This is a genomic window from Kitasatospora sp. MAP5-34 (assembly GCF_029894335.1).
Taxonomy (GTDB): Bacteria; Actinomycetota; Actinomycetes; order Streptomycetales; family Streptomycetaceae; genus Kitasatospora.
On the sequence record NZ_JARXZC010000001.1, the window covers coordinates 101502 to 124243 of the forward strand.

22 protein-coding genes and 1 pseudogene are annotated in these 22742 nt (G+C 73.2%); 8 read left to right on the plus strand and 15 right to left on the minus strand.

Translation table 11 applies throughout. From position 1 onward, the window contains the following. Positions 1-14: 14 nt before the first annotated feature. The 4 genes from P3T29_RS00505 to P3T29_RS00520 all read right to left on the minus strand — a co-directional run bounded on the left by P3T29_RS00505 (position 15) and on the right by P3T29_RS00520 (position 4148). Positions 15-554, minus strand: a complete 540-nt coding sequence (locus tag P3T29_RS00505; RefSeq protein ID WP_280714159.1) for a flavin reductase family protein — start codon at positions 552-554, stop codon at positions 15-17. After that, positions 551-2638, minus strand: a complete 2088-nt coding sequence (locus P3T29_RS00510) for a tetratricopeptide repeat protein (RefSeq protein ID WP_280714160.1) — start codon at positions 2636-2638, stop codon at positions 551-553. Before P3T29_RS00510 ends, P3T29_RS00505 begins: the two co-directional genes overlap by 4 nt. Before the next feature lie 32 nt (positions 2639-2670). Then, entirely contained in the window at positions 2671-3825 is a 1155-nt protein-coding gene (locus tag P3T29_RS00515; protein WP_280714161.1) for a hypothetical protein, read from the minus strand. Between the two features lie 191 nt (positions 3826-4016). Beyond that, the gene (locus P3T29_RS00520) at positions 4017-4148 is read right to left on the minus strand and encodes a hypothetical protein (RefSeq protein WP_280714162.1); all 132 of its coding nucleotides are present in this window, start codon (positions 4146-4148) and stop codon (positions 4017-4019) included. Between the two features lie 362 nt (positions 4149-4510). Here P3T29_RS00520 and P3T29_RS00525 point away from each other — a divergent pair, with 362 nt between their 5' ends. Further along, the gene (locus P3T29_RS00525; protein ID WP_280714163.1) at positions 4511-5893 is read left to right on the plus strand and encodes a glycosyltransferase family 87 protein; all 1383 of its coding nucleotides are present in this window, start codon (positions 4511-4513) and stop codon (positions 5891-5893) included. 192 nt (positions 5894-6085) lie between these two features. Beyond that, positions 6086-6424, plus strand: a complete 339-nt coding sequence (locus P3T29_RS00530; RefSeq protein WP_280714164.1) for a hypothetical protein — start codon at positions 6086-6088, stop codon at positions 6422-6424. A gap of 113 nt (positions 6425-6537) precedes the next feature. Here P3T29_RS00530 and P3T29_RS00535 read toward each other — a convergent pair whose 3' ends face one another. The 3 genes and pseudogenes from P3T29_RS00535 to P3T29_RS00545 form a co-directional block, all read right to left on the minus strand. After that, entirely contained in the window at positions 6538-7203 is a 666-nt protein-coding gene (locus P3T29_RS00535; RefSeq protein WP_280714445.1) for a class I SAM-dependent methyltransferase, read from the minus strand. Between the two features lie 8 nt (positions 7204-7211). After that, positions 7212-7904 carry a DUF2064 domain-containing protein gene (locus P3T29_RS00540; RefSeq protein WP_280714446.1) on the minus strand — a complete coding sequence of 231 codons (693 nt, stop codon included), beginning with the start codon at positions 7902-7904 and terminating at the stop codon, positions 7212-7214. After that, positions 7878-8555: pseudogene (locus P3T29_RS00545) on the minus strand (glycosyltransferase family 2 protein); the annotation flags it as partial. The gene P3T29_RS00540 and the pseudogene P3T29_RS00545, both read right to left, overlap by 27 nt. A gap of 106 nt (positions 8556-8661) precedes the next feature. On the opposite strand from P3T29_RS00545, the gene P3T29_RS00550 reads away from it, so the two are divergent. Both P3T29_RS00550 and P3T29_RS00555 read left to right on the plus strand, forming a co-directional pair. Continuing rightward, positions 8662-9405 carry a response regulator transcription factor gene (locus P3T29_RS00550; RefSeq protein WP_280714165.1) on the plus strand — a complete coding sequence of 248 codons (744 nt, stop codon included), beginning with the start codon at positions 8662-8664 and terminating at the stop codon, positions 9403-9405. 6 nt (positions 9406-9411) lie between these two features. Beyond that, positions 9412-10563 (plus strand): HAMP domain-containing sensor histidine kinase, encoded by a 1152-nt coding sequence (locus tag P3T29_RS00555; protein WP_280714166.1) that lies wholly within the window; start codon positions 9412-9414, stop codon positions 10561-10563. Between the two features lie 132 nt (positions 10564-10695). Here the strand turns inward: P3T29_RS00555 and P3T29_RS00560 are convergent, their stop codons facing one another. Beyond that, a complete protein-coding gene (locus P3T29_RS00560) occupies positions 10696-11751 on the minus strand; it encodes an NAD-dependent epimerase/dehydratase family protein (protein WP_280714167.1) in 1056 nt (351 codons plus the stop codon). 195 nt (positions 11752-11946) lie between these two features. Here P3T29_RS00560 and P3T29_RS00565 point away from each other — a divergent pair, with 195 nt between their 5' ends. Then, on the plus strand, positions 11947-12522 hold the full coding sequence (locus P3T29_RS00565) for a phosphatase PAP2 family protein (RefSeq protein ID WP_348532780.1): 576 nt from the start codon (positions 11947-11949) through the stop codon (positions 12520-12522). Between the two features lie 26 nt (positions 12523-12548). Here P3T29_RS00565 and P3T29_RS00570 read toward each other — a convergent pair whose 3' ends face one another. Both P3T29_RS00570 and P3T29_RS00575 read right to left on the minus strand, forming a co-directional pair. Continuing rightward, a complete protein-coding gene (locus P3T29_RS00570; protein WP_280714168.1) occupies positions 12549-13493 on the minus strand; it encodes a DUF2797 domain-containing protein in 945 nt (314 codons plus the stop codon). A 49-nt stretch (positions 13494-13542) separates the two neighbouring features. Next, complete coding sequence (locus P3T29_RS00575) at positions 13543-14175, minus strand: uridine kinase (RefSeq protein WP_280714169.1); 633 nt, start codon at positions 14173-14175, stop codon at positions 13543-13545. A gap of 286 nt (positions 14176-14461) precedes the next feature. Between P3T29_RS00575 and P3T29_RS00580 the strand changes: the two genes are divergently transcribed. Both P3T29_RS00580 and P3T29_RS00585 read left to right on the plus strand, forming a co-directional pair. Next, entirely contained in the window at positions 14462-14632 is a 171-nt protein-coding gene (locus P3T29_RS00580) for a hypothetical protein (protein ID WP_280714170.1), read from the plus strand. Next, positions 14629-14916 (plus strand): dsRBD fold-containing protein, encoded by a 288-nt coding sequence (locus P3T29_RS00585; RefSeq protein WP_280714171.1) that lies wholly within the window; start codon positions 14629-14631, stop codon positions 14914-14916. The genes P3T29_RS00580 and P3T29_RS00585 overlap by 4 nt, the downstream gene beginning before the upstream one ends. 278 nt (positions 14917-15194) lie before the next feature. Here P3T29_RS00585 and P3T29_RS00590 read toward each other — a convergent pair whose 3' ends face one another. The 5 genes from P3T29_RS00590 to P3T29_RS00610 all read right to left on the minus strand — a co-directional run bounded on the left by P3T29_RS00590 (position 15195) and on the right by P3T29_RS00610 (position 20232). Continuing rightward, the gene (locus P3T29_RS00590; RefSeq protein WP_280714172.1) at positions 15195-15554 is read right to left on the minus strand and encodes a hypothetical protein; all 360 of its coding nucleotides are present in this window, start codon (positions 15552-15554) and stop codon (positions 15195-15197) included. A gap of 136 nt (positions 15555-15690) precedes the next feature. Continuing rightward, complete coding sequence (locus P3T29_RS00595) at positions 15691-16683, minus strand: LysM peptidoglycan-binding domain-containing protein (protein WP_280714173.1); 993 nt, start codon at positions 16681-16683, stop codon at positions 15691-15693. A 105-nt stretch (positions 16684-16788) separates the two neighbouring features. Next, positions 16789-18411: a D-alanyl-D-alanine carboxypeptidase/D-alanyl-D-alanine-endopeptidase gene (dacB, locus tag P3T29_RS00600; RefSeq protein ID WP_280714174.1), complete on the minus strand. Its 1623-nt coding sequence runs from the start codon at positions 18409-18411 to the stop codon at positions 16789-16791. Positions 18412-18608: 197 nt separating this feature from the next. Next, positions 18609-19982 carry a PQQ-binding-like beta-propeller repeat protein gene (locus P3T29_RS00605; protein ID WP_280714175.1) on the minus strand — a complete coding sequence of 458 codons (1374 nt, stop codon included), beginning with the start codon at positions 19980-19982 and terminating at the stop codon, positions 18609-18611. After that, positions 19957-20232, minus strand: coding sequence for a hypothetical protein (locus tag P3T29_RS00610; RefSeq protein ID WP_280714176.1), 276 nt, complete (start codon positions 20230-20232; stop codon positions 19957-19959). The genes P3T29_RS00605 and P3T29_RS00610 overlap by 26 nt, the downstream gene beginning before the upstream one ends. 171 nt (positions 20233-20403) lie before the next feature. Between P3T29_RS00610 and P3T29_RS00615 the strand changes: the two genes are divergently transcribed. After that, positions 20404-22740: an FHA domain-containing protein gene (locus P3T29_RS00615; RefSeq protein WP_280714177.1), complete on the plus strand. Its 2337-nt coding sequence runs from the start codon at positions 20404-20406 to the stop codon at positions 22738-22740. Positions 22741-22742: the final 2 nt, after the last annotated feature.

The window sequence follows — 22742 nt, forward strand, 5'->3', positions numbered from 1 at the left end:
CCAGGGTGCCCGGCTCAGCCCGCTCCCGGAGGTGCGGGGAGCAGGCCCGCGTGCGTGTTCTCGGCCGCCGGGTGGGGGCCGGCGTGGAACCGGCCGTCGAGGAAGAGCAGGGGTGGTCCCGGTTCCGCGCGGTGTTCCAGGACGGTACCGGTCAGGATCACGTGGTCCCCGGCGGTGATCACCTGCTCCCGGCGGCACACCAGGGTGGCGAGGACGCCCTCCAGCAGCGGTAGGCCGTACGGACCGGACAGCGGCCGCAGCCGCTCGAAGCGGTCGCCCGGCCCGGCGAACCGTACCGCCAGCCGGCGCTGGTCGGCGGCGAGCACGTGGACCGCGAAGTGCGGGCTGAGGGTGAAGGCCGGGCGATTGGCGGAGGCGCGGTTCAGGCACCAGAGCACCAGCGGCGGGTCCAGCGAGACCGAGGTGAAGGAGTTGACGGTCAGTCCGGCGGCCCGGCCGAGGTGGCGGGTGGTGACGACCGCCACGCCGGTGGCGTAGCGGCCGAGCACCTCCCGCAGCGCCCGGTGTCCGGAGGGTCCGTCGTCGTTGCTCATCGGGCCGAGGCCACCATGCGGCGGCAGATCTCCAGGGCCGAGGCGATGTCCTCGTCCTCGGGCGCGAGCGCGGACGCGGTGGTCAGGTCCGCCAGCGCCTCGTCCCAGCGGCCGGTGTCCTGGTAGACGAAGGCCCGGTTGTAGCGCAGCGCCGGATCGTCCGGCTCCAGCTCGACGGCATGCGCCAGGTCGGCCAGGGCGGCGGTCAGGTTGCCGGTCCGGTAGGCGACGGTGGCCCGGCCGGCCAGCGCCGTGATCATGCCGGGGTCGGCGGTCACCGCCCGGTCGAAGGACTCCTGGGCGGCTTTGAACTCCTCCCGCTCGGCCCGCACCTGCCCGAGCACCGCGTGCAGGTAGGGGTTCTCCGGGTCGCGCCGCAGGCCGTCGACGGCGTCCTGTTCGGCCGCCGCCAGGTCGCCCGCCTCCAGGTGGATGCCGGCCCGGTTGACGTACGCGTCGACGAAGTCGGGTTCCAGCTCCAGGACGTAGCTGAAGTCCGCGAGCGCGCCTTCGGTGTCGCCCTCGCCGAGCAGCAGGTCGGCCCGGTTGTAGTAGATCTCCGGGAAGGGCGGGGAGAGTTGGATGGCCCGCCGGTAGTCGGCGGCGGCCTCCTCGGGCCGGCCGAGACGGCGCAGGATGTTGCCGCGCTCGAGGTAGTGCTCGGCGTGGTTGGGGTCCTGCTCGATGACGACGGCGTAGTCGGCGAGCGCCTCGTCCAGCCGTCCGAGGCCGAGGTAGACCCGGGCCCGGTTGTTCTTGAGCACCGAGCGGTGCAGCCGGTGCTCGTCGGGGGTCAGCAGCTCGTCCAGCGAGGCGACGCACTCGTTCACCAGCCGCAACGCCTCGTCGAGGTCGCCCAGGTTGACCTCGACCAGCGCCTTGCCGTTCCGGTAGAACGCGCTCTGGAAGGCCCGTTCGCTGCGGTCCTCCAGCAACGAGGCTGTGGCGATCGCCGAGTTGAGCCAGGACTTGGCCAACTTCTCGTCGCGCTCCTCGGGTTCGTTGTGCCGGGTGTAGAGCATCGCGGTCGAGTACGCGGCCGCCATGTGGACGGCCGGGCGGGTGGAGACCAGCCGGGCCTCGTCGTACAGCCGCATCGCCTCGTGGGTGCGGGACAGGATGGAGAGCGCCAGGCCCAGTTCCAGCGCGACGGCCCACCACTGGTGCTCCGACTCCCGGGGGTCGATCAGCGCCAGCCCGCGCTGCCCGTAGCCGACGGTGGCCTGGTAGAAGCCGATGCAGACACAGTAATCCTGCGCGGCGTACAGCGCCTTGACGCCTGCGCCGGCCGGGTCGCTGCCGTGCTCCAGGTGGTACGGGATCGCGCCGAGGCGTAGCGACTGCTGGTCCAGGGCGGTCAGTTCGGCGGCCCGCCGGTCGTGCAGGGCGGCGCGAGCGGCGGGGTCGAGGTCGGCGTAGGCGTCGAGCAGGGCGGGCAGGTCGCTGGTGCCGTCCGTGCTGACGTACGCCCAGGCGGCGTCCGTACCGCTCCAGGAGCTCTCCGCCCGGACGGCGCTGAGCTGTTCGGTGTGGGCCCGCAGGTCGGCGAGCAGTTGCTCGTCCGGCAGGGTGTCGCCCGCCGAGCAGAGCACCACGCGGAGCCGGGCCGGGTCGGTGCGGCGGACCAGGGCCGCGAGGAACTCCAGGTCGGTGTGCTCGGCGTGGTCGACGTTCTCCACCACCAGCGTGCGCGGGCTGTCCGCCCGGAGGCAGGAGTGCAGGAACTCGACCAGGCCGTGCGAGATCCGCCGGGTGCGCAGCCGGGCGTAGAACCTGGTCCGCTCGGTGGGGATCGCCATGGAGGTCAGCGTCTCCCGGGAGTTGGGCAGGATGCTGCTCAACTCAGGTGCTATCGACAGGAGTTCGATGTCGTACCGGCGTACGGTTGCCGGGTCCCGGTGCAGCGCCTCCGGTACCAGGGCGCGGGCCAGGGTGCCGGCCGCCGTGTACGGGCCGCGCAGGTTGAGGTGGGCGTCCACCGGCGGCAGCAGCGCGGGCGGCAGCTCCAGCGTAGCCGCCAGCGCGGACCGGTCCGTGCGCAGCCCGCCGAGGATCCAGAGGTGGCGGGGAAGTGCGTCGTCCATGGGGGATTCCTCCTCGGTGAGACGACGTCGCGCTACGCGACGGTCGGTCGGGCGCGGCGACGGTACTGACGGAGCGCCAGGACCCCGGCGAGCACCAGCTCGCCGAAGTTGAGCACCAGGAACAGGCAGACGTCGAAGATGTTCAGCGGTGACAGGTCGGCGCCCAGCTTGTGCAGGGCGAGCCGGGTGATGCTGATCGCCGCCGGGACGACGGCGGTGACCAGCAGGACGGTCAGCACCGCGTACCCGGCGACCATCAGCCACGAGTACCAGCGGGCGACGGCGGCGTCGCGGGGGTGCCAGTCGGCCTCGTCGACCAGCTTGTCGCGTCGGCCAAGCAGCCGGTTGACCCGGTTGGCTATCAACTGGCGGGCGGCGGTGTGCAGGTCGTTGCAGCCCAGCACGGTGGTGGCCAGGTAGTACAGATCGGTGCGCAGGAAGAAGTAGAACTGCCAGGCGAGGCGCAGCACCACGCCGAAGGCCATCGAGAGGAAGAGCTTGCCGACCAGGCCGCCGAAGCCGCCGGCCGAGTGCAGGGCGGCGGCCCCGAGGGTGAGCGCGGCGATCGCCAGGACGTCCAGCAGCATGCCGGCGAGCATCGGCAGATACCGCTTTCGGCGCGGTACCGCGACCAGGCCGTCCAGTGAGGTCACGAAAACCACGTAGTAGAACCTGCGACTGATCCGGAGCGTCGAGTTCAGTCCGAGCCGCCGTCCGGCGAGCGCGTGGAAGGCCTCGTGCAGCAGAATCCACGGCACCTGGCCGAGCACGATCCCGAGCATCAGCAGCACCAGCGAGGATCGTGTGAAGAACAAGTGCTGGTAGCTCGGCACCAGACTGTGGTCACGGACCATGGCCACCACACCGGCGCCCGTGAGGAGCGCGTACGCCGCCCAGGCGACGGGGGAGAAGAGCGCCCGGCCGAGCCGTTGCCAACGCACCGGGGCGGCCTCGGCGGCCTCCTCGCCGTCCTGCACCAGCAGCTCGAATTCCGTCAGCACTTCGAGGAATTCGAGTATATCGACCTGATCTCCGAACTGCTCGGCGTACCAACGGGCCGATTCGTTCGGTGAATGCCCTTCTTCAAGATGCCTGAGCAGTGCGGCGCCGTCGGTGGGGAAAAGGCCGTAGGAATTGATGTCCGCTCGCCCGACGGTGACCTCGTCGCCTTCTTCGAGATAGGTCAACGGGTGAACTCTGAGCGGCTTGTCCAGATCCACAGAAGTCGGGTCCATTGCTTTCCCCAAGGTCGCCGGAAATCCTGGTGACCGGCCCGGGGCACGACGAGCGGGCCCCGGGCCGGCCTGCGGCGCCACCTCCAGGACCCGGCGGGTTCACCGGGGGTGGATGGCGCTTATCGCATGGGTCGGGCCAGGGCTCAGGCGCTGGTGCCGCAGCAGTACGCGGAGGCGGCGGCCGAGGTCAGCCGGACGGTGCCGGCCTTGCGAACGGCGATCTTCTTCATGCTGTTCTCCTTCTCTCTCGCACTTCGCCGGGCGCGGGGGCGCATCGGCGTACCCGATTTCTCGGGAGCTCGTCACAAAAGTGGTGCACGAGGCGTGATCGTCGCGTGATCGACTATTCACCCGACTTGACGCATCGACAGATTTGCATGTGTTTCAGACTCGTGTCAACGGCCCGAACAGAGTGGTCCCAAGATTGAATTTGGCGTCCGGTGATCGTTTTTCGGTTGATGGCTGAAGGTTATTATTCAGGCGCTCTGCGCCCCAATTCAGTGACGATGGGTGATGGTCCGGAAATATTGGCAGGTGCCCGACAGGAATTGCGGACCGGGCCTTCCAGGGCTTACGGAAGTCGAACGGCCCGCCGCCGCCAGGCCCGTCGGCCGCCGCCCGGTGGCAGGGTGGGCGGGTGCCCATCCGTACCGTGCCGCCCTGCGTCCTCGCCCTTGCCGCCCTCGTCGCCGCGCTGGCCCGTACCGTCACGGGCGGGGGGACGCTCGGCAACCCCCATCCGCTGTACGGCTGGTACCTCGCCGACGCCGCGCTCTTCGCACTCGCCGTCGCGCTGCTGCGGCGCGTACCCGGGCGGTCCGTGGCGGCGCTGGTGCTGGTCGGCGGTGTCGCGGTCGCGGGCACCGGCCTGCTCGCCCCGCCACGGACCAGCGACGACGCGTACCGCTACGTCTGGGACGGCAGGGTGCAGGCCGCCAGGATCTCCCCGTACGCCCACGCGCCGGACGACCCGGCGCTCGCCGGGCTGCGCGACCCCGGGCTGTTCCCGGCCGGCTCCTGCACGAGCTGGGACGAGCGCCGGACGGCGGCGGGGGACTGCACCCACATCAACCGGCCCGCCGTGCACACGATTTACCCGCCCGTCGCCGAGGCGTACTTCCTCGCGCTGCACCCGTTCGGGGGAGGGGTACGCGGGCCACAGGTCGGCGGGGCACTGCTCGCGGTCGCGACGACGGGGGTGCTGCTGCTGATCCGGCGGCGGGACTGGCGGGCCGCCCTGTGGGGGTGGTGCCCGGGCCTCGCGGTCTGGTCGGTCAACGACGCGCACGTCGACACCCTCGGGGTCCTGCTGATGGTCGCGGCTCTCGGCTACGCCGCGCGCGGCCGCGCGGTGGCGGGCGGCGCACTCCTCGGTGCGGCCATCGCCACCAAGCTCATCCCGGCTCTCGCCCTGCCGGGCGCGCTCTCGGGCGCGCTTGCGCGGCGCCCGCGCCCGCGTGACCTACTGCTGCCCGCCGTCGCGCTCGGCGTCTTCGCGCTCTCCTACCTGCCGTACCTCGCGGCCTCCGGCACCGGGGTGCTCGGCTACCTGCCGGGCTATCTGCGGGAGGAGGGCTACGACGACGGTCACATCGAGCGCTTCGGACTGCTGCGCCTGGTCTTTCCCGACGCGCTGGCGCCGTACGCGGCGGGCGCGGTGCTGCTGGCCGTGGTGCTGTACGTCCTGCGGCGCGGCGATCCGGCCCGCCCGTGGAGCGGCGCGTTGCTGGTCACGGGCACCGCGTTGCTGGTGATCGCGCCCAACTACCCCTGGTACGGCCTGCTGGTGGTGGCCCTGGTCGCACTCGACGGCCGGTGGGAGTGGCTCGCCGTCCCGGCCGCCGGGCAGGCGCTCTATCTGCTGGGCGGCGAGGTGCAACAGCAGGCGTACGGCGCCGCGCTCGGGGTGGTACTGGCCGGGGTGGCGATACGTCAGCTGACGGGACGTCAGACTGCTCGGAGGCGGGGCACTCCTGGTCAGCGGGTACGGGAAGAGGCGGGTCATCACTTGAACGAGTGATGCCCGTGGGGCGGACGTCAGCCCGGATGCTGCGGCTGGAACCACTCTGACCTGCGGATATGTCGCTCCCCGGCGACGTCAATCCGGCGCCCGACCAAGCGGCTTAGGAGAAACGTTTTTCCGGACTTCTCCATCTCTAGGCTGGTCAAGACCCAACGGGTTCCCCCGCTTTCTGGAGAGGTTCCACCGCTCATGCGCCTTCGTAACGCCGTCGTCGCCGCCGTTTCCGCTCTCGGACTCGTCCTGGCCGTACCCGGATCCGCCCTCGCCGCCACCGGTCAGTTCCGGTACACGTTCATCAACCCCGACGGCTACGAGATGGTCGGCTTCATGAACAACCCACCGAGCGGCGAGTGCCTCAACCTCCCAGGGAGGGACGACGACCTGCCGCCCGCCTTCGCGCCGCAGAACAGGACCGACGCGCTCGCCATCGTGTACGTGGGTACCGACTGCCACGGCGCCCGCTGGCCGCTCCACCCGGGCATCGGCGCCTCGGACCGCCTGGTGCTGCGCTCGGTGGAGTTCGCCTGACCAAGAGGCGATCGGGCAGCCACGGTAGGGGCGCGGAGCTCTGTCTGCTCAACTGCGCGCGCGGGAGCGAGAGGCAGCAGCCTCCCGCACCCGCGCGGCCCCTGCGCCCCCGTTCAGAGCGTCGGCCGCCCCCGGTCGTTCCGCAGCGCCAGGAACCGCCGCCCGTGCGAGGTCCAGCGCTCGACCTCCGTCAGCCCGGCCTGGGCCGCCCGGCGGGCGGTGGCGTCCGCGCCGAGGCGGGCCCACTCGAACGGCGGACCGCAGCGCCCGCCCGCTCCCTCGACCCGGACGGTGAAGCGTTCGTCCAGCTCCTCCGGTTCCACCTCGGTGAGCAACACCCCGCGCGGGGCGAGGAGTTCGGCGGTGCGGCGGAGCAGGGCGTCCGGGTCGCCGCCGATGCCGAGGTTGCCGTCGGCGAGCAGGGCGGTGCCCCAGCGGCCCTCGGCGGGCAGCCGGTCGAAGACCGAGCGGCAGAGCGCCGGCCCGCCGAGGCCGAGCGTGCGGGCGACGGCCGCGTGAGTCACGTCCACCCCCAACGCCGGTACGCCGAGGGCGAGCAGCTCGGCGACGAGCCGCCCGGGCCCGCAGCCCAGGTCCAGTACGGGCGAGGCCAGTTGGAGGCAGCGCAGCAGCAGGCTGTGATCCGCGCCCGTGGCGGGGTCGCACCAGCGCTCGACCTCCAGCCGCAGCCGGCCGCCGTCCGTCCGGCGTAGCCAGAGCGGACCGCGACCGGTCCGCATCGCCTCCGCGAACGGGTCGTCGACCCAGGCGGTGGTCATGGTGAGGGTCAACTCGCCACCCCCGGGCGGAAGTCGGCCCCGAGGTCCATGGAGCGGCGGCAGGCCGCGAAGCGGCCGTTCGGAGCCAGCGCCGCGACCTGATCCACCTCCCGTACGGTGTCCACGTCGGTCAGCGCCGGGAGTTGACCGATCGTCAGATCAGCGGCGGCCAGCCGGTCCAGCAGTGCCGCACCCGTCCCCGGGGTCGACATCGGTACGCCCACCAGCAGCCGCCGGGCCAGCTCCGCCGTCGGCCGGGCCAGGCCCAGGGCCCAGAAGCCACCGTCCGCCGCCGGCCCGTACCAGGCGTCCACCCCGGCGCGCCGGGCGCTCGACAGGGGTTCCGCGAGCATCCGCCCGGTCAGCTGCGGGGTGTCCATCCCGACCAGCAGCGCGGGCGCGTCCGGGGAGGCGTGCGCGAACGCCGCCGCCAGCCGTTCGTCCAACCCGCCGCCGCACTGCGCCGCCACCTGCCACCCCGGCGGCAGCCAGCGGCCCGGCGTGCCCTCCAGCACCAGCAGCCGCCGCCCGGCGGGCACCTGCGACAGCGTGTCCAGGGTGTCGGCGAGCGCGGCCTCCGCCAGTGCGGCGGCCTGCTCGGGACTGAACGGCGGGGTCAGCCGGGTCTTCACCCGGCCGGGGACGGGCTCCTTGGCGATCACCAGCAGCGTCGGCGGCGGCGCGGCCAGGACGGACCGCATGTCGCTGATGGCCTGGCGCGTCCCGCGCAGCGTGCCGGTCACCTTGGACCGCCCGGCGCGCGGCCGGTAGTCGACCGGGCGCTCCACGATCCGCATCCCGGCCGCCGAGGCGGCGAGCACCATCTCCAGCGGGTACCCGGAGCGCCGGTCGCCCAGCCCGAGGGCGAGCAGCCGTTCCCGCCGGGCGGCCCGCATCGGGCCGAGGTCGTGCAGCCGGGCTCCCGTACGGGCGCGCAGCCGCCGGGCCAGTTCGGCGTTGGCGAGGCGGGCGTGCGGCGGCCAGGCGGTGAAGCTGGTCGGACGCCGCCGTCCGAGCACCAGGTCGGCGGTGCCGTCCAGCACCGGGCCGGTCACCCGGTGCAGTTGGGCGGGGTCGAGCGAGCCGTCGCAGTCGAGGAAGCAGACGAGGTCGGCCGTGGCGGCGAGGAGCCCGGCATGGCAGGCCGCGCCGAAGCCGCGCCGTGGCTCGGCGACCACGGTCGCGCCCAGCGAGCGGGCCAGCTCAGCGGAGCCGTCGGTGGAGCCGTTGTCCACCACGATCGCGCGCCAGCCGGCCGGGATCCGGCCGAGGACCCAGGGGAGTGCCGCAGCCTCGTCCAGGCAGGGCAGCACCACGTCTACAGACAGGGGAGGAGTGGTCACGCGGCTCACGCTACCGACCGGAATCCGGACAATTGCCGCATCGGCACCTTACGGAAGTCGTACGGGGGCGGTCGGCAGGCCCGGCCGGTTGCGCGGTGTTCCTATCCTCAGAGGTGTGACACAGACACCCGCCGAGCCGGCCCCCGCCGCGCCGCCCCCCGCCGGCCGCATCCTGGTGGTGGACGACGACCCCACCGTGGCCGAGGTGGTCGTCGGCTACCTGACCAGGGCCGGCTACCAGGTCGACCGCGCGGCCGACGGCCGCGAGGCGCTCGTCCGCGCCGAGGCGTTCCGCCCCGACCTGCTCGTACTCGACCTGATGCTCCCCGAGATCGACGGCCTGGAGGTCTGCCGCCGCCTGCGCGCCACCGGGCACGGCGCCACCCTCCCGGTGGTGATGCTGACGGCCAAGGGCGACGAGGCGGACCGCATCCTCGGTCTGGAGCTGGGCGCGGACGACTACGTCACCAAGCCCTTCAGCCCGCGCGAACTCGTCCTCCGGGTCCATTCGGTACTGCGCCGCGCCCGCGCCGCCGGACCCGCCCCCACCCCCGGGCTGGTCACGGCGGGTGATCTGCGGCTCGACCCGCAGGCCCGTCGGGCCCACCGGGGCGAACGTGAACTCCTGCTCACGCTCCGCGAGTTCGACCTGCTTGCGTTCCTGCTCCGGCACCCCGGGACGGCCTTCGGCCGCGAGGAGCTGATGCAGCGCGTCTGGGGCTGGGACTTCGGTGACCTCTCCACCGTCACCGTCCACGTCCGCAGACTGCGCGAGAAGATCGAGGACGACCCCGCCGCGCCCGTGCTGATCAGCACGGTCTGGGGCGTCGGTTACCGTTTCGACCCGGTGAAGGGCTGACCCGCCGTGAAAGACCTGCTCCTGATCGCCCTGTTCGCCGCGCTCGGCGCCGGCTGCGCCGGACTGCTCGGCTGGCCGGTCATCCGGCTGCTGCGCCGCCGGTCCGTCGCCCTCTCGCTCTTCGCCGTCGCCGTCGTCACGGTACTGGCCATGACCTCGGGGACGGTCGCCGTCGCCCAGGCGATGTTCCTCTCCGGCCACGACCTCGGCGTGGTGATAACCGTCCTCTGCATGGCGGCCGTCGTCTCGCTGATCACCGCCGCCCTGCTGGGCCGCCAGGTGGTCGCGGGCAGCCGGGCCCTCACGGTGGCCGCCCGCACGGTCGGCAGCGACACCGGCTTCGCCGCCCCCGCCCAGCCGCTCGGCTCGGAACTCGCCGCGCTGAGTGAGGAGTTGGCTTCAACCAGCGCCCGGCTCGCCGAGTCCCGCATGCGCGAGAAGGCCCTCGAGCACTCCCGCCGCGAACTGATCGCCTGGATCTCGCACGACCTGCGCACCCCGCTGGCCGGCCTGCGCGCGATGGCGGAGGCGCTGGAGGACGGGGTGGCCGAGGAGCCGGCCCGCTACCTGCTCGGCATCCGCACCGAGGTGGACCGCCTCACCGGGATGGTCGACGACCTCTTCGAACTCTCCCGGATCCAGGCGGGCGCACTGAGCCTCTCGCTCGCCCGGGTGTCGGTCTACGACCTGGTCGGCGACGCCATCGCCGGGGCGTACCCGCTGGCCCGGCAGCGCGGCATCCGCCTGGAGGGGGAGCAGGTGGCGGCGGAGCCCGTCGAGGTGGACGGCCGCGAGATCACCCGGGTGCTCGGGAACCTGCTGGTCAACGCGATCCGCTCCACCCCCGAGGACGGCGTGGTGGCGGTCGCGGCCCGCCGCGAGGCCGACGAGGTGGTGCTCTCCGTCACCGACGGCTGCGGAGGCATCCCCGAACAGGACCTGACCCGGGTCTTCGAGACCGGCTGGCGCGGCGGCGCGGCCCGCACCCCGCGTGCCCCCGCGCCGGGAGGCCGGCCGGAGCACGGCGACAGCGGCGCCGGGCTCGGGCTCGCCATCGTCCGGGGCATCGTCGAGGCGCACTCGGGACGGGCCAGCGTGCGCAACGTGAGCGGCGGCTGCTGCTTCGAGATCGCCCTCCCGGCGGCGTCCATGCGGTGAGGCGCCAGCCGCAGACAGGGGCGCGGGGCTCTGTTCCATCAACTGCGCGCGCGAAACCGGAAGGCACAGGCCCGCAGCGTCCCGCTTCGCGCAGTTCCTCGCGCCCCTCTTGGTAACCCGGGTGCCCACCAGTCACCCCCGCAGGGGCGCCGCCGCGAACTCCGTCATCCCCTCGGCGAAGGAGACCTCCGGCCGCCACCCCAGCTCGGCCCGCAGCCGCGCCGAGTCGGCGGTGATGTGGCGTACGTCGCCGAGCCGGTACTCGCCGGTGACCACCGGCGCCGGACCGCCGTAGGCCGCCGCGAGCGCGAGCGCCATCTCGCCGACGGTGTGGACGCTCCCGCTGCCGACGTTGTACGTCCGCGCGCTGCCCGCCGGGCGGGCGGCGACGGCCGCCAGCGCGGCCAGGTTGGCTGACGCCACGTCACCCACATGGACGAAGTCGCGCCGCTGCCCGCCGTCCTCGAACACCCGGGGCGCCTCCCCCCGGGCCAGCGCCGAACGGAACAGCGACGCGACCCCCGCGTACGGCGTGTCGCGCGGCATCCCCGGTCCGTACACGTTGTGGTAGCGCAGCGACAGGACGCGCCCGCCGCAGGCCCGCGCCCAGGCGGCGGCCAGCTGCTCCTGGGCGAGCTTGGTCACGGCGTACACGTTGCGCGGGTCGGCCGGAGCCTCCTCGCCCACCAGCCCGGGCGCGAGCGGCGCGCCGCACTGCGGGCAGGGCGGCTCGAACCGGCCCGCGTCCAGGTCGGTCGGACGGCGGGGGCCCGGCGCGACGTCCCCGTGCGTCGCACAGCGGTAGCTCCCCTCGCCGTAGACCACCATCGACCCGGCGAGCACCAGCTCCCGTACCCCACCGCGCGCCATCGCCGCCAGCAGGACGGATGTCCCCAGGTCGTTGCAGCCCACGTAGTCGGGCGCGTCGTCGAGATCCAGGCCCAGGCCGACCATCGCCGCCTGGTGGCAGACCGCGTCCACCCCGTTCAGGGCCCGCTCCACGGTCTCCCGGTCCCGGACGTCACCCTGCCGGAACTCGACACCCTCCGGCAGCACCGTCGGCCGCCCGGACGGATGAACGGCGGGCAGCAACGCGTCCAGCACCCGTACGCCGTGACCGGCCTCTACCAGCCGCGCCGCGACGGCCGACCCGATGAACCCGGCACCGCCGGTGAGCAGAATCTCCATACCGGCGACGCTAGCCGCACTCGTCCGGCCGGGACCCGTTCGCCGACGCGCCGTCAGGGGTTCGTAAGCACCTCGGCACGCGACTACCCGGCAGAACGGCTCCGAACACCGGGGTGCCGCTGCCCTCCGGGCGAACGGTGCCGCTCCACTGCCCAGAACGGGCGGGACCGCCGTGGGCAGCTCTAACCTCAGTCCATGGGAGCGCTGAACGACCTCGACCGTGAGCTGTTCGTCCGGGTGGCCGTCCGCAGTCTCCGGGGCGCGGACCCGTGGTTGCCCCGGCTCAGCCGGGCCGCCGACCACGGGGTGCTCTGGCTGACGTCGGCGGCGGTGCTGGGCGCTACCGGCAGTCGGACCGCCCGCCGGGCCGCACTGCGCGGCGTCGGCTCGGTGCTGCTGGCCTCGGCGACGGCCAACATCTTCGCGAAGGGTGCCACCAGGCGGCCCCGGCCGGAGATCGACCCGGTGCCGGTCGTCCGACGGCTGCTCAGACAGCCGGTCAGCAGTTCCTTCCCGTCCGGGCACTCCGCCTCGGCGGCGGCCTTCGCGACCGGGCTCGCCCTGGAGTCACCGCTGCTCGGGGTGGTCGCCGCACCCGTGGCAGCGGGGGTGATGGCCTCCCGGGTCTACGTCGGCGTCCACTACCCGGGGGACGTACTGGCGGGCGCGGCCCTGGGCGCGGCGGTCGCCGCGCTGACCCTGCGCTGGTGGCCCCGCCTCGCCGCCGCCCCGCCTTCTGCGGCCCGCACTGCTGACGCGGCCCCGGCCTGACCGGAGGACGGTTGCCCGGCTCCGGCTCAGAAGAGCGCGTCCTGCGCGGCGGTCTCGGTGGGCTGCCGGCACAGGCGCAGCTCCAGACCGGTCGGCGGGCCGGGCTCGGCGGGTGCCAAGGTCCAGCCGGTCAGCAGGCGGGTGTCGAGGAGCAGCGGCGGGTCCTGGCCGTCACCGGTGGCGTCGTCCTCGGTGAAGGTGTCGATGAACAGGTGCCGTCCGACCGGTGTGCGGAGCGTCCCGGTGACGGTGGCGCCGCAGTTGAGGGCGGCGATCTCGCGGTAGGCCGGTGGCGCGTCACCGGCCAGCCCGAACAGCTCCACGTGGTCGGCCAGCGGGCCGTCCGGCAGCAGCTCGACGGCGTGGCCGTCCAGGAGCCGCAGTACCGCCGCCCGCAGCCGCAGCAGCTCCTGTCGCCGGGGCGCCTCACCGGGCAGGGCCCACCAGCGGGTGGTCTTCACCCGTGCGGTCAGCCGCTCGCGGGCCAGGCCGGCCTGGGCGACCGTCAGCTCGGCCCGGCGCACCGCCGGCAGCGGGCCGCGTGCGACGAACGTGAACGCGAGGGCCGCCTGCTCCAGCAGGCGCGCGGTGCCGCGCTGTTCGGCCGTGAGCCCGACCTTGAGGAGCCCTTCGCCGAACCAGGCGAGGTAGAGCCGGTACGTCCGGCCGTCGTCGAGGATCTGGTCCCGTGCCAGGGCCAGCCCGAGGTCCGCGCCCTGGCAGGGCCCGCACTGCGCGGCCTTGGCGCCCGGCTCGACCACCGCCCGGTACGGGCACGGGTAGTGGCCGCCACTGGTCCGCACCCCGCCGCAGCGCCGGGGCCCGGTGACCAGCCAGCTGACCCGCGTACCGCTGCTGACGACGCGCTCGTGCGAGCGCCGGCCGTTGGTGGCGGTCAGGTGCGGGAGGCCGTCGTGCCAGCGCAGGCCGGTAGCCGTCCAGCCCTGTCCCGCTTCTCCTGAGATCGCCACGGTACGTGAGCGTACGTCCTGCCTGTGACAGCCGGCTCCGGCGCCCGTCTCAGGCCACCACCAGTGCCGGGTGGCGCGGGTCGTCCGACCGTACGGTGACGTCGGCGGCCGAGGCCGGGTCGGTCTCCGCCTGGTAGCGGGCGAAGGCGGGCAGCGTCCACTGCTGGTCCGCCGGAGTGCGGCGGGCGAGTGCTGCCGGGGTGAGCGTGAGGTGCACGGTGAGATCGAAGGGGAGCCAGCGCCCGAGCAGCAGCGCCCCGTCCAGGACCAGCACGCCACCGGGCGGCAGCCGGAGGTACGGCGCCCGGATGGCCCGGTCGGTGGCGGCGTCGCGGAGCGAGGGGAGCACCAACCCGCTGCCGCCCGGCTCCAGCGGGTCCAGGACCTCGCGCAGCAGCGTGCCGTCGTCCAGCCACAGGTCGTGGAAGGCGTCGGGGTCGTGCCGCCCGTACTCCAGCCGTACCGAGGCGGGCCGCAGGAAGTCGCCGGCCGACACCCGCTGGACCGGCCGTCCGCGCAGCCGCAGCGGCTCGACCAGGGCGTCCGCGAGCTCGCCCGGCCGGGCGGCGGGGGCACCGTCCACGGCGACCCGGATCCACCGGCCGTCGTCGGTGGGCAGTGCCTCGATCCGGTCGGTCAGCAGCTGGACCAACCGGTCGGGGGAGATCGGGTTCACCTGCAAGACCCTCGGTGTCCTTTCCAGATCGTCGTGCTTGCCGCAGTCGGCCGGGTCCGGAGCCGCCCCGGCCCGACGGCTCCCAGAGTCCGAACGCCGCCGCCGTGCCGACCGTTACCGCTCCGCGCGACGGATTGCCGGCGACTGGCCCGCTGCCCCCGCGTGACTGGCCCGGCGTGACTGGACTGCCCGGCCGGTCGGGCGCACGCTGGAGTCAGGACGCGCCCGGCCGACCGCGCGCCGTCGTGGCCGCGTGGCCGGAGCCGGGGCCCGAGCACCCAGGGAGCCGGCGATGTCCGACATGCACGAGCGGTTCACCGACAAGGCCGAACGGGACGCCGAGGACGTCCGCGCGGCGGACCCGGAAGAGGGCATCACCTCGTACCAGACCGTCCACGCGGGGGACCACCCCGCAGCGGAGGGGGCTCCGTACGAGGACAAGCAGGAAGACAGCGCCAAATGAGCGGCAACCTGGCAACGCCACCGCACGACACCGAGTGGCAGGTGAAGCTCCGGCTGACCGAGGACGGCGACATCACCGAGGCCCACGTCGTCCTGGACACCGGAGTCTCCGTCCTGGAGTCCGACGCACGGGCCCGCCGAAGCCCGCACGACCCGCCCGTAGCCGGCATCGGCGACGAACTCGCCGCCGGTCGCGCCCTGCTCGACCTGGGCCACCGCCTGGTGCGCGCCGGGTCGGTGGCCGCCGAGTCGGCCGAGTCCGCCCGCCGCCGGGACGACGCCTGAAGCGACGGCCCCTGACACGCGACGGAGCGGCGGCCTTCAGGAGGCGCGAGTCCTGGAAGTGCTGGGCGAACTCGCGGAGGTGGAAGGGGAGACGGAGAGCGCGCTGGGCTCGTTCCGGGAGGCTCTGGAGATCTAGCCGGTCGGTGGGGGCGCCTGACATGGTCCGGCTCGCCCAGCGAATCGCGGCACTTCCCGGCGGCGCGTTCCAGGACACGGAGAGTACCTGACCGGCGCCGGACGGCCCCGTGCGGCAGCCGGACGAGCGGGCCGCGGATCTGCTAGATGCCCTGCGACCCGGCGGCGAGCGCGAGGTCGAACTCGGTGCTCACTGCCTCCCGCCAGGGCAGTACCGTCCCGCCCAGCCCGCGCAGGAAGTCCTCGACACCCCCGTTGAACGCGTGCGGCGCCACCGTGAAGACCACGTGGATCCGCAGGTCGGCGCGGAGCAGCGTGAAGATGTCCTGCAGCCGCTGCCCGTACACCAGGGTGTGCACCACCACCAGCACCCGCTTGCAGTCGGGAAGTGTCCCCCAGTGGTCCTGGTCGCGGTGCGTCCGGCCTCGGGTGCTCCGCTTCGACGACCTCGACGACCTTGACGGTATCGACGACTTCGGCGACTTCGACGACTTCGACGACATCAGCCATCCCCCTGTGATCGGCTCACGGCCGCGCCGCTGCGGGCCGTGCCGAAGGGATGCCGGGGTCCCTGGCGAAAGGCATACCGGCAACTTGCGGAAACCTTGCGGGAGTTACGCCGCCGGCCGGCCCGCCGCCCTACCCGACGATCCGCAGGATCTGCCCCGCCTCGATGTGGTCCGGGTCCGGCAGGCCGTTGGCCCGGGCGAGGCGTTCGACGGTGGTGCCGAACTCGGCGGCGATGGCCGAGAGGGTGTCGCCCGGCTGGACGGTGTAGGGGCGGCCGCCGTACTCCTCTTCCAGGTGGTGGAGTTGGCGTGGGCCGGGGATGCCGTCCGCGTCGGGGCCGGTGTCGCCGATCCGCAGCTGGTACTGCCGGAAGCTCTCGGTGTCGGCCTGGCTCCAGTCCGGCCCGAGTGCGGGGGTGTCGGGGTAGCGGGAGCAGCCGGCGGCGACCAGCAGCTCGCGCATGGTGGCGAGATGGGCGCCGCTCGCGCCGGGTCCGTACGGTTGCCCGTCGATGACGACCTGGCCGCTGTTCTGGGCGGGGACGCCGACGGGGAGGGTGGCGGTGAGTCCGGCGGTGGGCAGGTCCGTCACGCTCGCCTCCTGCCCGAAGTAGGTGACGCCCGGCCGGCCGCGCCAGGCCGGGTCGGCGCAGACCAGGCCCTCGGGGTAGTCCGGGTAGCCGTAGGAGTCCACGTACGCGGAGCGGCGCTGGTAGATCCGGCTGTAGACGCCGTCACCGTCGGTGGAGCCGCTGTCGTTGGTGTTGATGCTGCCGGCCAACACGGTGAGGGTGTCGGCGGTGTACGAGACGCAGATCCCGGTGTGTTCGCCACCCGGGCCGTAGGGGTTGCCGGGGGCGCCGAAGAGTACCTGCGCGCCGATCGCGGGGTAGGCGGAGAGCCGTCCGCGCTGCTCGAACCAGCCCCGGGCGGCGGAGCAGGAGGCCGTGTCGGGGAAGTGGTCCGCGTTGCCGCTCTCCAGGGCGACGGCCGAGACGAGGTCGGCGCACCCGGCCTCGGCCGGGCGTCCCATCTCGGTGGAGAAACGGTTGCTGTTCGCCGCGCCTTCGCGGTAGCCGAGGTAGCTCTCGGCCTTCTCGATCATGGCCCTCGCGCCGGACATGGTGCCTCCAAAAGTGCCGGGGCCCTGCCAACGACTGTCGGCAGGGCCCGGTTACGGGGGCGGCTGTCGGGGTGGTTCGTCAACGAGCAGCCCGAGCGGCGGGGTTCAGCAGTGGCTGAGGGTCTCGCAGTCGTCCCAGCGGGTGGTGAAGGAGTCATCGACCGGCGCGTTGTGCAGCGCGCGCGCCCGGGAGGGCGCCAGCAGGGGCGCGGGGGCCTTCAGCGACTTGGCGATGGCGGGTGCGGCGGCCGGTCCGGCGGCCAGCCGCACCGCGATGGCGTCCAGCAGCGGCCGGGGGTTGGTACCGGCGAAGTTGTTCGTCATCACGGTGAAGGCGAGCCGGCGCCCGTCGGGCGTGGTGGCGTAGCCGGTCAGGTTGTCGACGCCGCTCATCGAGCCGCTCTTGGCGTGCACGTTGTTCGCGGCGGCGGTGCCGACCATCCGGGCGGCCAAGGTGCCGCCGACCATCCGGGCCGGGTTGCCGGCCACCGGCATCGCGTCGTACCAGCTCTGGAACCAGGGCTTGTTCACGGCGAGCTTCAGCAGCGCGGTCATCTTGGCCGGGGTGATCAGGTCGTAGCGGGAGAGACCGGAGCCGTCGACCTGGCGGCCGGCCGGGCTTGCCAGCCCGTTCGCGGCCAGGAAGCTCTTGACCTGGGCGACACCGGCGGCCCAACTGCCCTGCCCGCCCTTGACCTTGCCGATCTCCTTGATCAGGCTCTCGGCCATGCCGTTGTTGCTGACCTTGAGCATCGGGAGGATCAGGGTGGAGAGCGGCTGCGAGTCGTGCGAGGCCAGCAGCTGCGAGGTCTCGGTGCCGGTCGCGGTCTGGACGGGGTTGCCCACAGTCACGCCGTGCCGGGCGAGCGCGCCCGCGAAGACCGCGCCGGTGAAGCTGGTCGGGTCCGCCACGGTGGTCCAGTAGGTGGCCGGAGCGGCCCCGACGGGAATGCTGCCCGACAGCGCGATCTGGTTGACGCCGTGCAGCCGGGTCGCGTACGAGGTCAGCTGGCTGCCGGCCGCGCCGGTGGTGACCTGGCCGGTCAGCTGGACGGGGGTCTCGGCCGGGTTGAGCGTGATCTGCGCGGCCTCGCCCTGGGCGCCCGGCGTCACGGTCACCTGGACGTTGTCCATGGTGTACTCGGCGTCGGTGGAGACGGTGAGGCCGGAGATCTGCGGGCTGTACGAGACCGGCTCGTCGTCCCAGGCCCAGCCCGGCCCGAGCGGGACGTTGTCGAAGCGGCTGCCGTCGGCCAGCACCCGGCCGGTGACGGTGGTGATGCCGGAGTCGGCGACCTTCGCGGCCAGGTTGTCGAGGTCCTGGGTCAGCAGCGTGGGGTCGCCGCCGCCGCGCAGCACTATGTCGCCGTTCAGGACGCCGCCGTTGACATCGCCGGTGGTGCGGACCTCGGTGGTGAAGACGTGGTCCGGGCCGAGCAGGTCGAGCGCGGCGGCGGAGGTGACGTTCTTCAGGGTGGAGGCCGGGGTCAGCAGGGCGTCGGCCTGGTGCTGGTAGACCACCTGCCCGGTGGTGGTGTCGATGACCTCGACACCGGCCTGGGCGCCGGCCAGCCTGGCGTCCGCGAGGATCGTGTCGAGGTCGCCGGTCAGCTTGGGGTCGGCCGGGCTCGGCGAGTCCGCCTGGGCGGACCCGGCGAGCAGGGTCGCGGCGAGCGCGACGGCCGCGAACGGCAGCGTGCGGCGGCGTAGGCGTGCGGACAGGGGCAAGGTGGCTCCTCGCGTCGGGGGGCGGGCGGGAGCATGGATCGCCCCACCCGCACCTGGCACGCGGAAGGTCGAAGCGTCAGCCCCCCGCAAGGCCGGTGCCGGCCGGCTGAAACGCCCCCGTCTGTCCACAGAGAATAACAGTGATGATCAGTCAGATTGTCCCGGGAAAAAGGGACATACCGTCATATAGCTATGGATCAGCCAGTTCCGAAGGCTGTGACCCCCGCCATGGTGCCGACCAGCACCCGACCACCCGTCAGCACCGGCGAGGCGAAGCGCGGGACGGCCCCGACCGAGGTCTGCCGCAGCACCTGCCCGCCCACCGGGTCCAGCGCGTACAGCTGCCCAGCGCCGTAGTCCAGTACCCAGACCGCCCCGCCGCCCACCACCGGTGAGCCCGCGCCGTGCAGCGGCAACCGCCACCCCGACCGCAGGCTGCCGTCGTCACCCACGGTGACCTGGAGCAGCCCGTCCTGGCACGGCAGGTACACGGTGCCGCCGCTGACGGCCGCACCGCCGTACGCCGGGCAGAGCGCCGCCTGCGACAGCTGCCCACCGACCCCGCCGAAGTGCCCGGCGTCCAGCAGGTACCCGGTGCCCCGCTTGCCGACGGTCAGCACGAACCGGCCCACCCGGACGGGGGAGAGCGACCCCAGGTCGAGATCGTCGGCGTTGTCCTGCTGCCAGCTCGCGGGCGCGAAGAAGTCCGTCCGCACCAGCTGCGGGGTGAGCGCGAGCACGGAGTCCGAGCCCTGGTTCGTTCCGCTGGTCTCCGCCCCGTTGCCCACCGACACCAGCAGTCGGCCCCCGTCGACCACCGGCCCGCCGGCGGCCCAGATGCCGCCCTCGCGGCCGGTCGGCACGGAGTACGTGAGGACCGGCCCCGCCCCCGTCGCCGGGACGGACAGCACGCTGCCGGTGTAGTCGCCGCAGTCCCCGAACAGGCCGCCGTACGCGATCACCACCCGCCCGTCCAGCAGTGCCAGCGCCGCCCGCTGCTGGTGCGCGAGCGGATCGCCCTTCGGCGGCTCGACCTCCCGCCGGACCACCAGCTCACCGGTGCCGGCGTCCAGCCCGGCCAGCTCGTGCCGCCCGCCCGACAGCTCGGCGACGGCGTAGACCAGCCCGCCGGACGGGTCGTAGACCGGCGTGCCGGTGATCCCCAGCGGGTCGATGTTCCCGCACGGCAGCTCGGCGGCCCGGGCGGGCGGCCCGAGGTGGCGGCTCCAGAGCACCGCGCCGCTCGCCGCGTCCAGGCCGTAGAGGGTGTTGTTCTCGGTGGCGGCCAGCACCCGCGACCCGACCACCAGCGGCTGGCCGTAGACCGCGCCGTCCAGCGCGGCCGACCACGTCCTGGTCAGCGACCGCACGGCCGGCAGCCCGGACACCACGCCGGTACGGGCCGGGTCCCGGTGGTACGTGGGCCAGTCCCCGGCGGCCGACGGGGTCGCGCTCCGCGCGGCCGTCACCGCCTGGGCGGGGACCGGCCCGCTGTTGCCCGAGGTACACCCGGCCAGCAGCAGTACCAGTGCGGCGGCGACCGCGTCAGTGCGGCGCCCGGGCACCGCCACCGGCCTTCGCGGCCTCCACCATGGCCTGGTGGACGTTGCGGGCCGTCGTCTCGTCGGCCGCCGGGACGGGACTGCCGTCGACGGTGTACCAGTCCAGTGACCCCGAGTACTGCACCGTCAGCCGCGCTTCACCGTCGATCCACATCGTGTGGAGCGTGACGTCCCCGGTGATGATGCCGACCTCTGCGGTCTGCACGCCACCGTGCCCTGCCAGAATCCCCTGTGTGGTCCAGGTCGCCCAGGTGTTCACAACGCCTCCCCGGTGTGCGGCCGACGGCCAATGAGTGAGCATGCGTCAAGAGCTACCCGACACGGTACCCCGCGACTCCCCATGTCACCTGTACGAGCGGTTGCCGGGCGGGGCGCGGACGGTGGTCCGCCGCCCGAGCGGCCGCCCCTGGCCGGGACTAGCATCGACCGTATGGGAGCCCGACAGGTCGCCCCCAGGGCGCCGCAGCTCGTACTGGAGACCGACGGCGACTCGCAGGTGATGAGCCCGAGCCGTTCGTACAACGTCGGCCGGGACCCGACCGGTGACATCGTGCTCGCCGACCCCCGGGTCTCCTGGCATCACGCGTTACTGCATGTGGACGACGGGCACTGGGCTCTGGACGACACCGGCTCCACCAACGGCACCTGGACCCACGGCCACCGCGTCCAGCACCTCGACCTCGACCCCGGCACCACCGTCAGCTTCGGCAGCCCCGACGGGCCCCGCGCCACCGTGACCGCCCTCCCGGAGCCGACCCCGCCCGCCGCGCAGACGCCCTCCGCCCTCACTTCGCTCACCGGCTCCTACCGCGCTCCGACCACCGTCCGCCCGCTGCCCGCCAAGGTCACCAGGATCGGCCGCGCCACCGACAACGATCTGGTCGTCCCTGACCTCTCGGTCTCCCGGTACCACGCCGAACTGCGGGCCAGGCCCGACGGCCGGTACGAGATCGTCGACACCGGCAGCCACAACGGCACCTACCTCAACGGCCAGCCCGTGCTGCGGGCCGTGGTCGGCGGAACGGACCTGATCGGCATCGGGCACTCGATGTTCTGCCTGGTCGGCGACGAGCTGCAGGAGTTCGTCGACACCGGCGACGTCGACCTGGACGTCGAGGGCCTGGTGGTCCGGGTCGCCGACGGCCGGAAGCTGCTCGACGGGATCACCTTCCCGGTCGGCCAGAAGTGCCTGCTCGCCGTCGCCGGGCCGAGCGGCGCGGGCAAGTCCACCCTGCTGAACGCCCTCACCGGACTGCGCCCCGCCGACGAGGGCACCGTCCGCTACGACGGCCGCGACCTCTACCGCGACTACGCCGAGCTGCGCCGCCGGATCGGCCTCGTCCCGCAGGACGACATCCTGCACACCCAGCTCACCGTCCGCCGCGCCCTCGGCTACGCCGCCGAACTACGCTTCCCCGGCGACACCGCGCCCGCCGAACGGGCCGCCCGGGTCAACGAGGTGATCGGCGAACTCGGCCTGGAACAGCGCGCAGACCAGGTCATCTCCAGCCTCTCCGGCGGCCAGCGCAAGCGCGTGAGCGTCGCGCTGGAACTGCTCACCAAGCCCTCGCTGCTCTTCCTCGACGAGCCGACCTCCGGCCTGGACCCCGGCATGGAGCGCTCGGTGATGCAGATGCTGCGCAACCTGGCGGACGACGGCCGCACCGTCATCGTCGTCACCCACAGCGTGCTCAGCCTCGACCTCTGTGACCGCCTGCTGCTGCTCGCCCCCGGCGGCAGGACCGCCTTCTACGGACCGCCCGGCGAAACGCTCGGCTTCGTCGGTTTCACCGAGTGGCCGGCGGCCTTCGAAGCCTTCGAGAACGACACCGCGCGGGACTGGGCGGGCGACTACCGGAACTCCGACGAGCACCGCCGCTACATCGCCGACGCGATGGACCGACCGCACCGCACCCCCGCCACCGCCCCGGCGCCCGTCGCGCCTCCCCCGCCACAGGGGTGGTTCGCGCAGCTCGGCACCCTGGTCCGCCGTTACGCCAGCGCGCTCGCCGCCGACCGGATCTTCCTCGCCGCCATGATCGTTCTGCCGTTCGCGATGGGCGCGATGACCCGGGCCCTGGCCGGCAGCACGTTCACCCAGCTCACGGCCCTCAACGCGCTGCTGATCCTCTGCGTCGGCGGGGTCCTCGTCGGAGCTGCCAACGGGGTGCGCGAACTGGTCAAGGAGCGCGTCATCTACCAGCGTGAACGGGCCGTGGGGCTGTCCAGATCGGCCTACCTCTGGTCGAAGATCGTCGTGCTCGGCACCATCACGGTCGTCCAGGCGGTGGTGCTCACCATGGTCGGCCTGACCGGCGTCAAACTCCGGCCACAGGGCGGCAGCGGGGTCTTCCTGCCGCCCCTGCCGGAGATCACGCTCGCCGTCGCGATGCTCTGCCTCACCTCGCTGATGCTCGGCCTCCTGGTCTCCGCCCTGGTGACGAAGGAGGAGGTCACCATGCCGCTGCTGGTGCTGCTCACCATCGTGCAGGTGGTGTTCTGCGGCGCGCTGCTCCGGCTGAACGGGGTGCCCGGCCTGAACCAGTTCTCCTGGCTGGTCCCCTCCCGCTGGGCGCTCGGGGCGATGTCCGCCAGCGTCGACCTGCACCGGATCTTCCCCACCAAGCTCACCACCGACCCGCTGTTCCGGCCCACCCAGTCCACCTGGCTGCTCGACATGGGCCTGCTGGTGGGACTCTCCGTGCTGTTCGGCTTCCTGGTGATCCGGCTGCTCCGGCGGCACGAACCCGCCATCATGCGCCGGTAGCC

Excerpts from the sequence above, each read along its gene's own strand:
- P3T29_RS00615 (WP_280714177.1), top strand. The coding sequence starts at position 20,404 with ATGGGAGCCCGACAGGTCGCCCCCAGGGCGCCGCAGCTCGTACTGGAG.
- P3T29_RS00565 (WP_348532780.1), top strand. The coding sequence starts at position 11,947 with ATGGGAGCGCTGAACGACCTCGACCGTGAGCTGTTCGTCCGGGTGGCC.
- P3T29_RS00590 (WP_280714172.1), bottom strand. The coding sequence starts at position 15,554 with ATGTCGTCGAAGTCGTCGAAGTCGCCGAAGTCGTCGATACCGTCAAGG.
- P3T29_RS00540 (WP_280714446.1), bottom strand. The coding sequence starts at position 7,904 with ATGCGGTCCGTCCTGGCCGCGCCGCCGCCGACGCTGCTGGTGATCGCC.
- P3T29_RS00530 (WP_280714164.1), top strand. The coding sequence starts at position 6,086 with ATGCGCCTTCGTAACGCCGTCGTCGCCGCCGTTTCCGCTCTCGGACTC.
- P3T29_RS00585 (WP_280714171.1), top strand. The coding sequence starts at position 14,629 with ATGAGCGGCAACCTGGCAACGCCACCGCACGACACCGAGTGGCAGGTG.
- P3T29_RS00560 (WP_280714167.1), bottom strand. The coding sequence starts at position 11,751 with ATGGAGATTCTGCTCACCGGCGGTGCCGGGTTCATCGGGTCGGCCGTC.
- P3T29_RS00580 (WP_280714170.1), top strand. The coding sequence starts at position 14,462 with ATGTCCGACATGCACGAGCGGTTCACCGACAAGGCCGAACGGGACGCC.
- P3T29_RS00505 (WP_280714159.1), bottom strand. The coding sequence starts at position 554 with ATGAGCAACGACGACGGACCCTCCGGACACCGGGCGCTGCGGGAGGTG.
- P3T29_RS00520 (WP_280714162.1), bottom strand. The coding sequence starts at position 4,148 with ATGCGCCCCCGCGCCCGGCGAAGTGCGAGAGAGAAGGAGAACAGCATG.
- P3T29_RS00510 (WP_280714160.1), bottom strand. The coding sequence starts at position 2,638 with ATGGACGACGCACTTCCCCGCCACCTCTGGATCCTCGGCGGGCTGCGC.
- P3T29_RS00595 (WP_280714173.1), bottom strand. The coding sequence starts at position 16,683 with ATGTCCGGCGCGAGGGCCATGATCGAGAAGGCCGAGAGCTACCTCGGC.
- P3T29_RS00535 (WP_280714445.1), bottom strand. The coding sequence starts at position 7,203 with ATGACCACCGCCTGGGTCGACGACCCGTTCGCGGAGGCGATGCGGACC.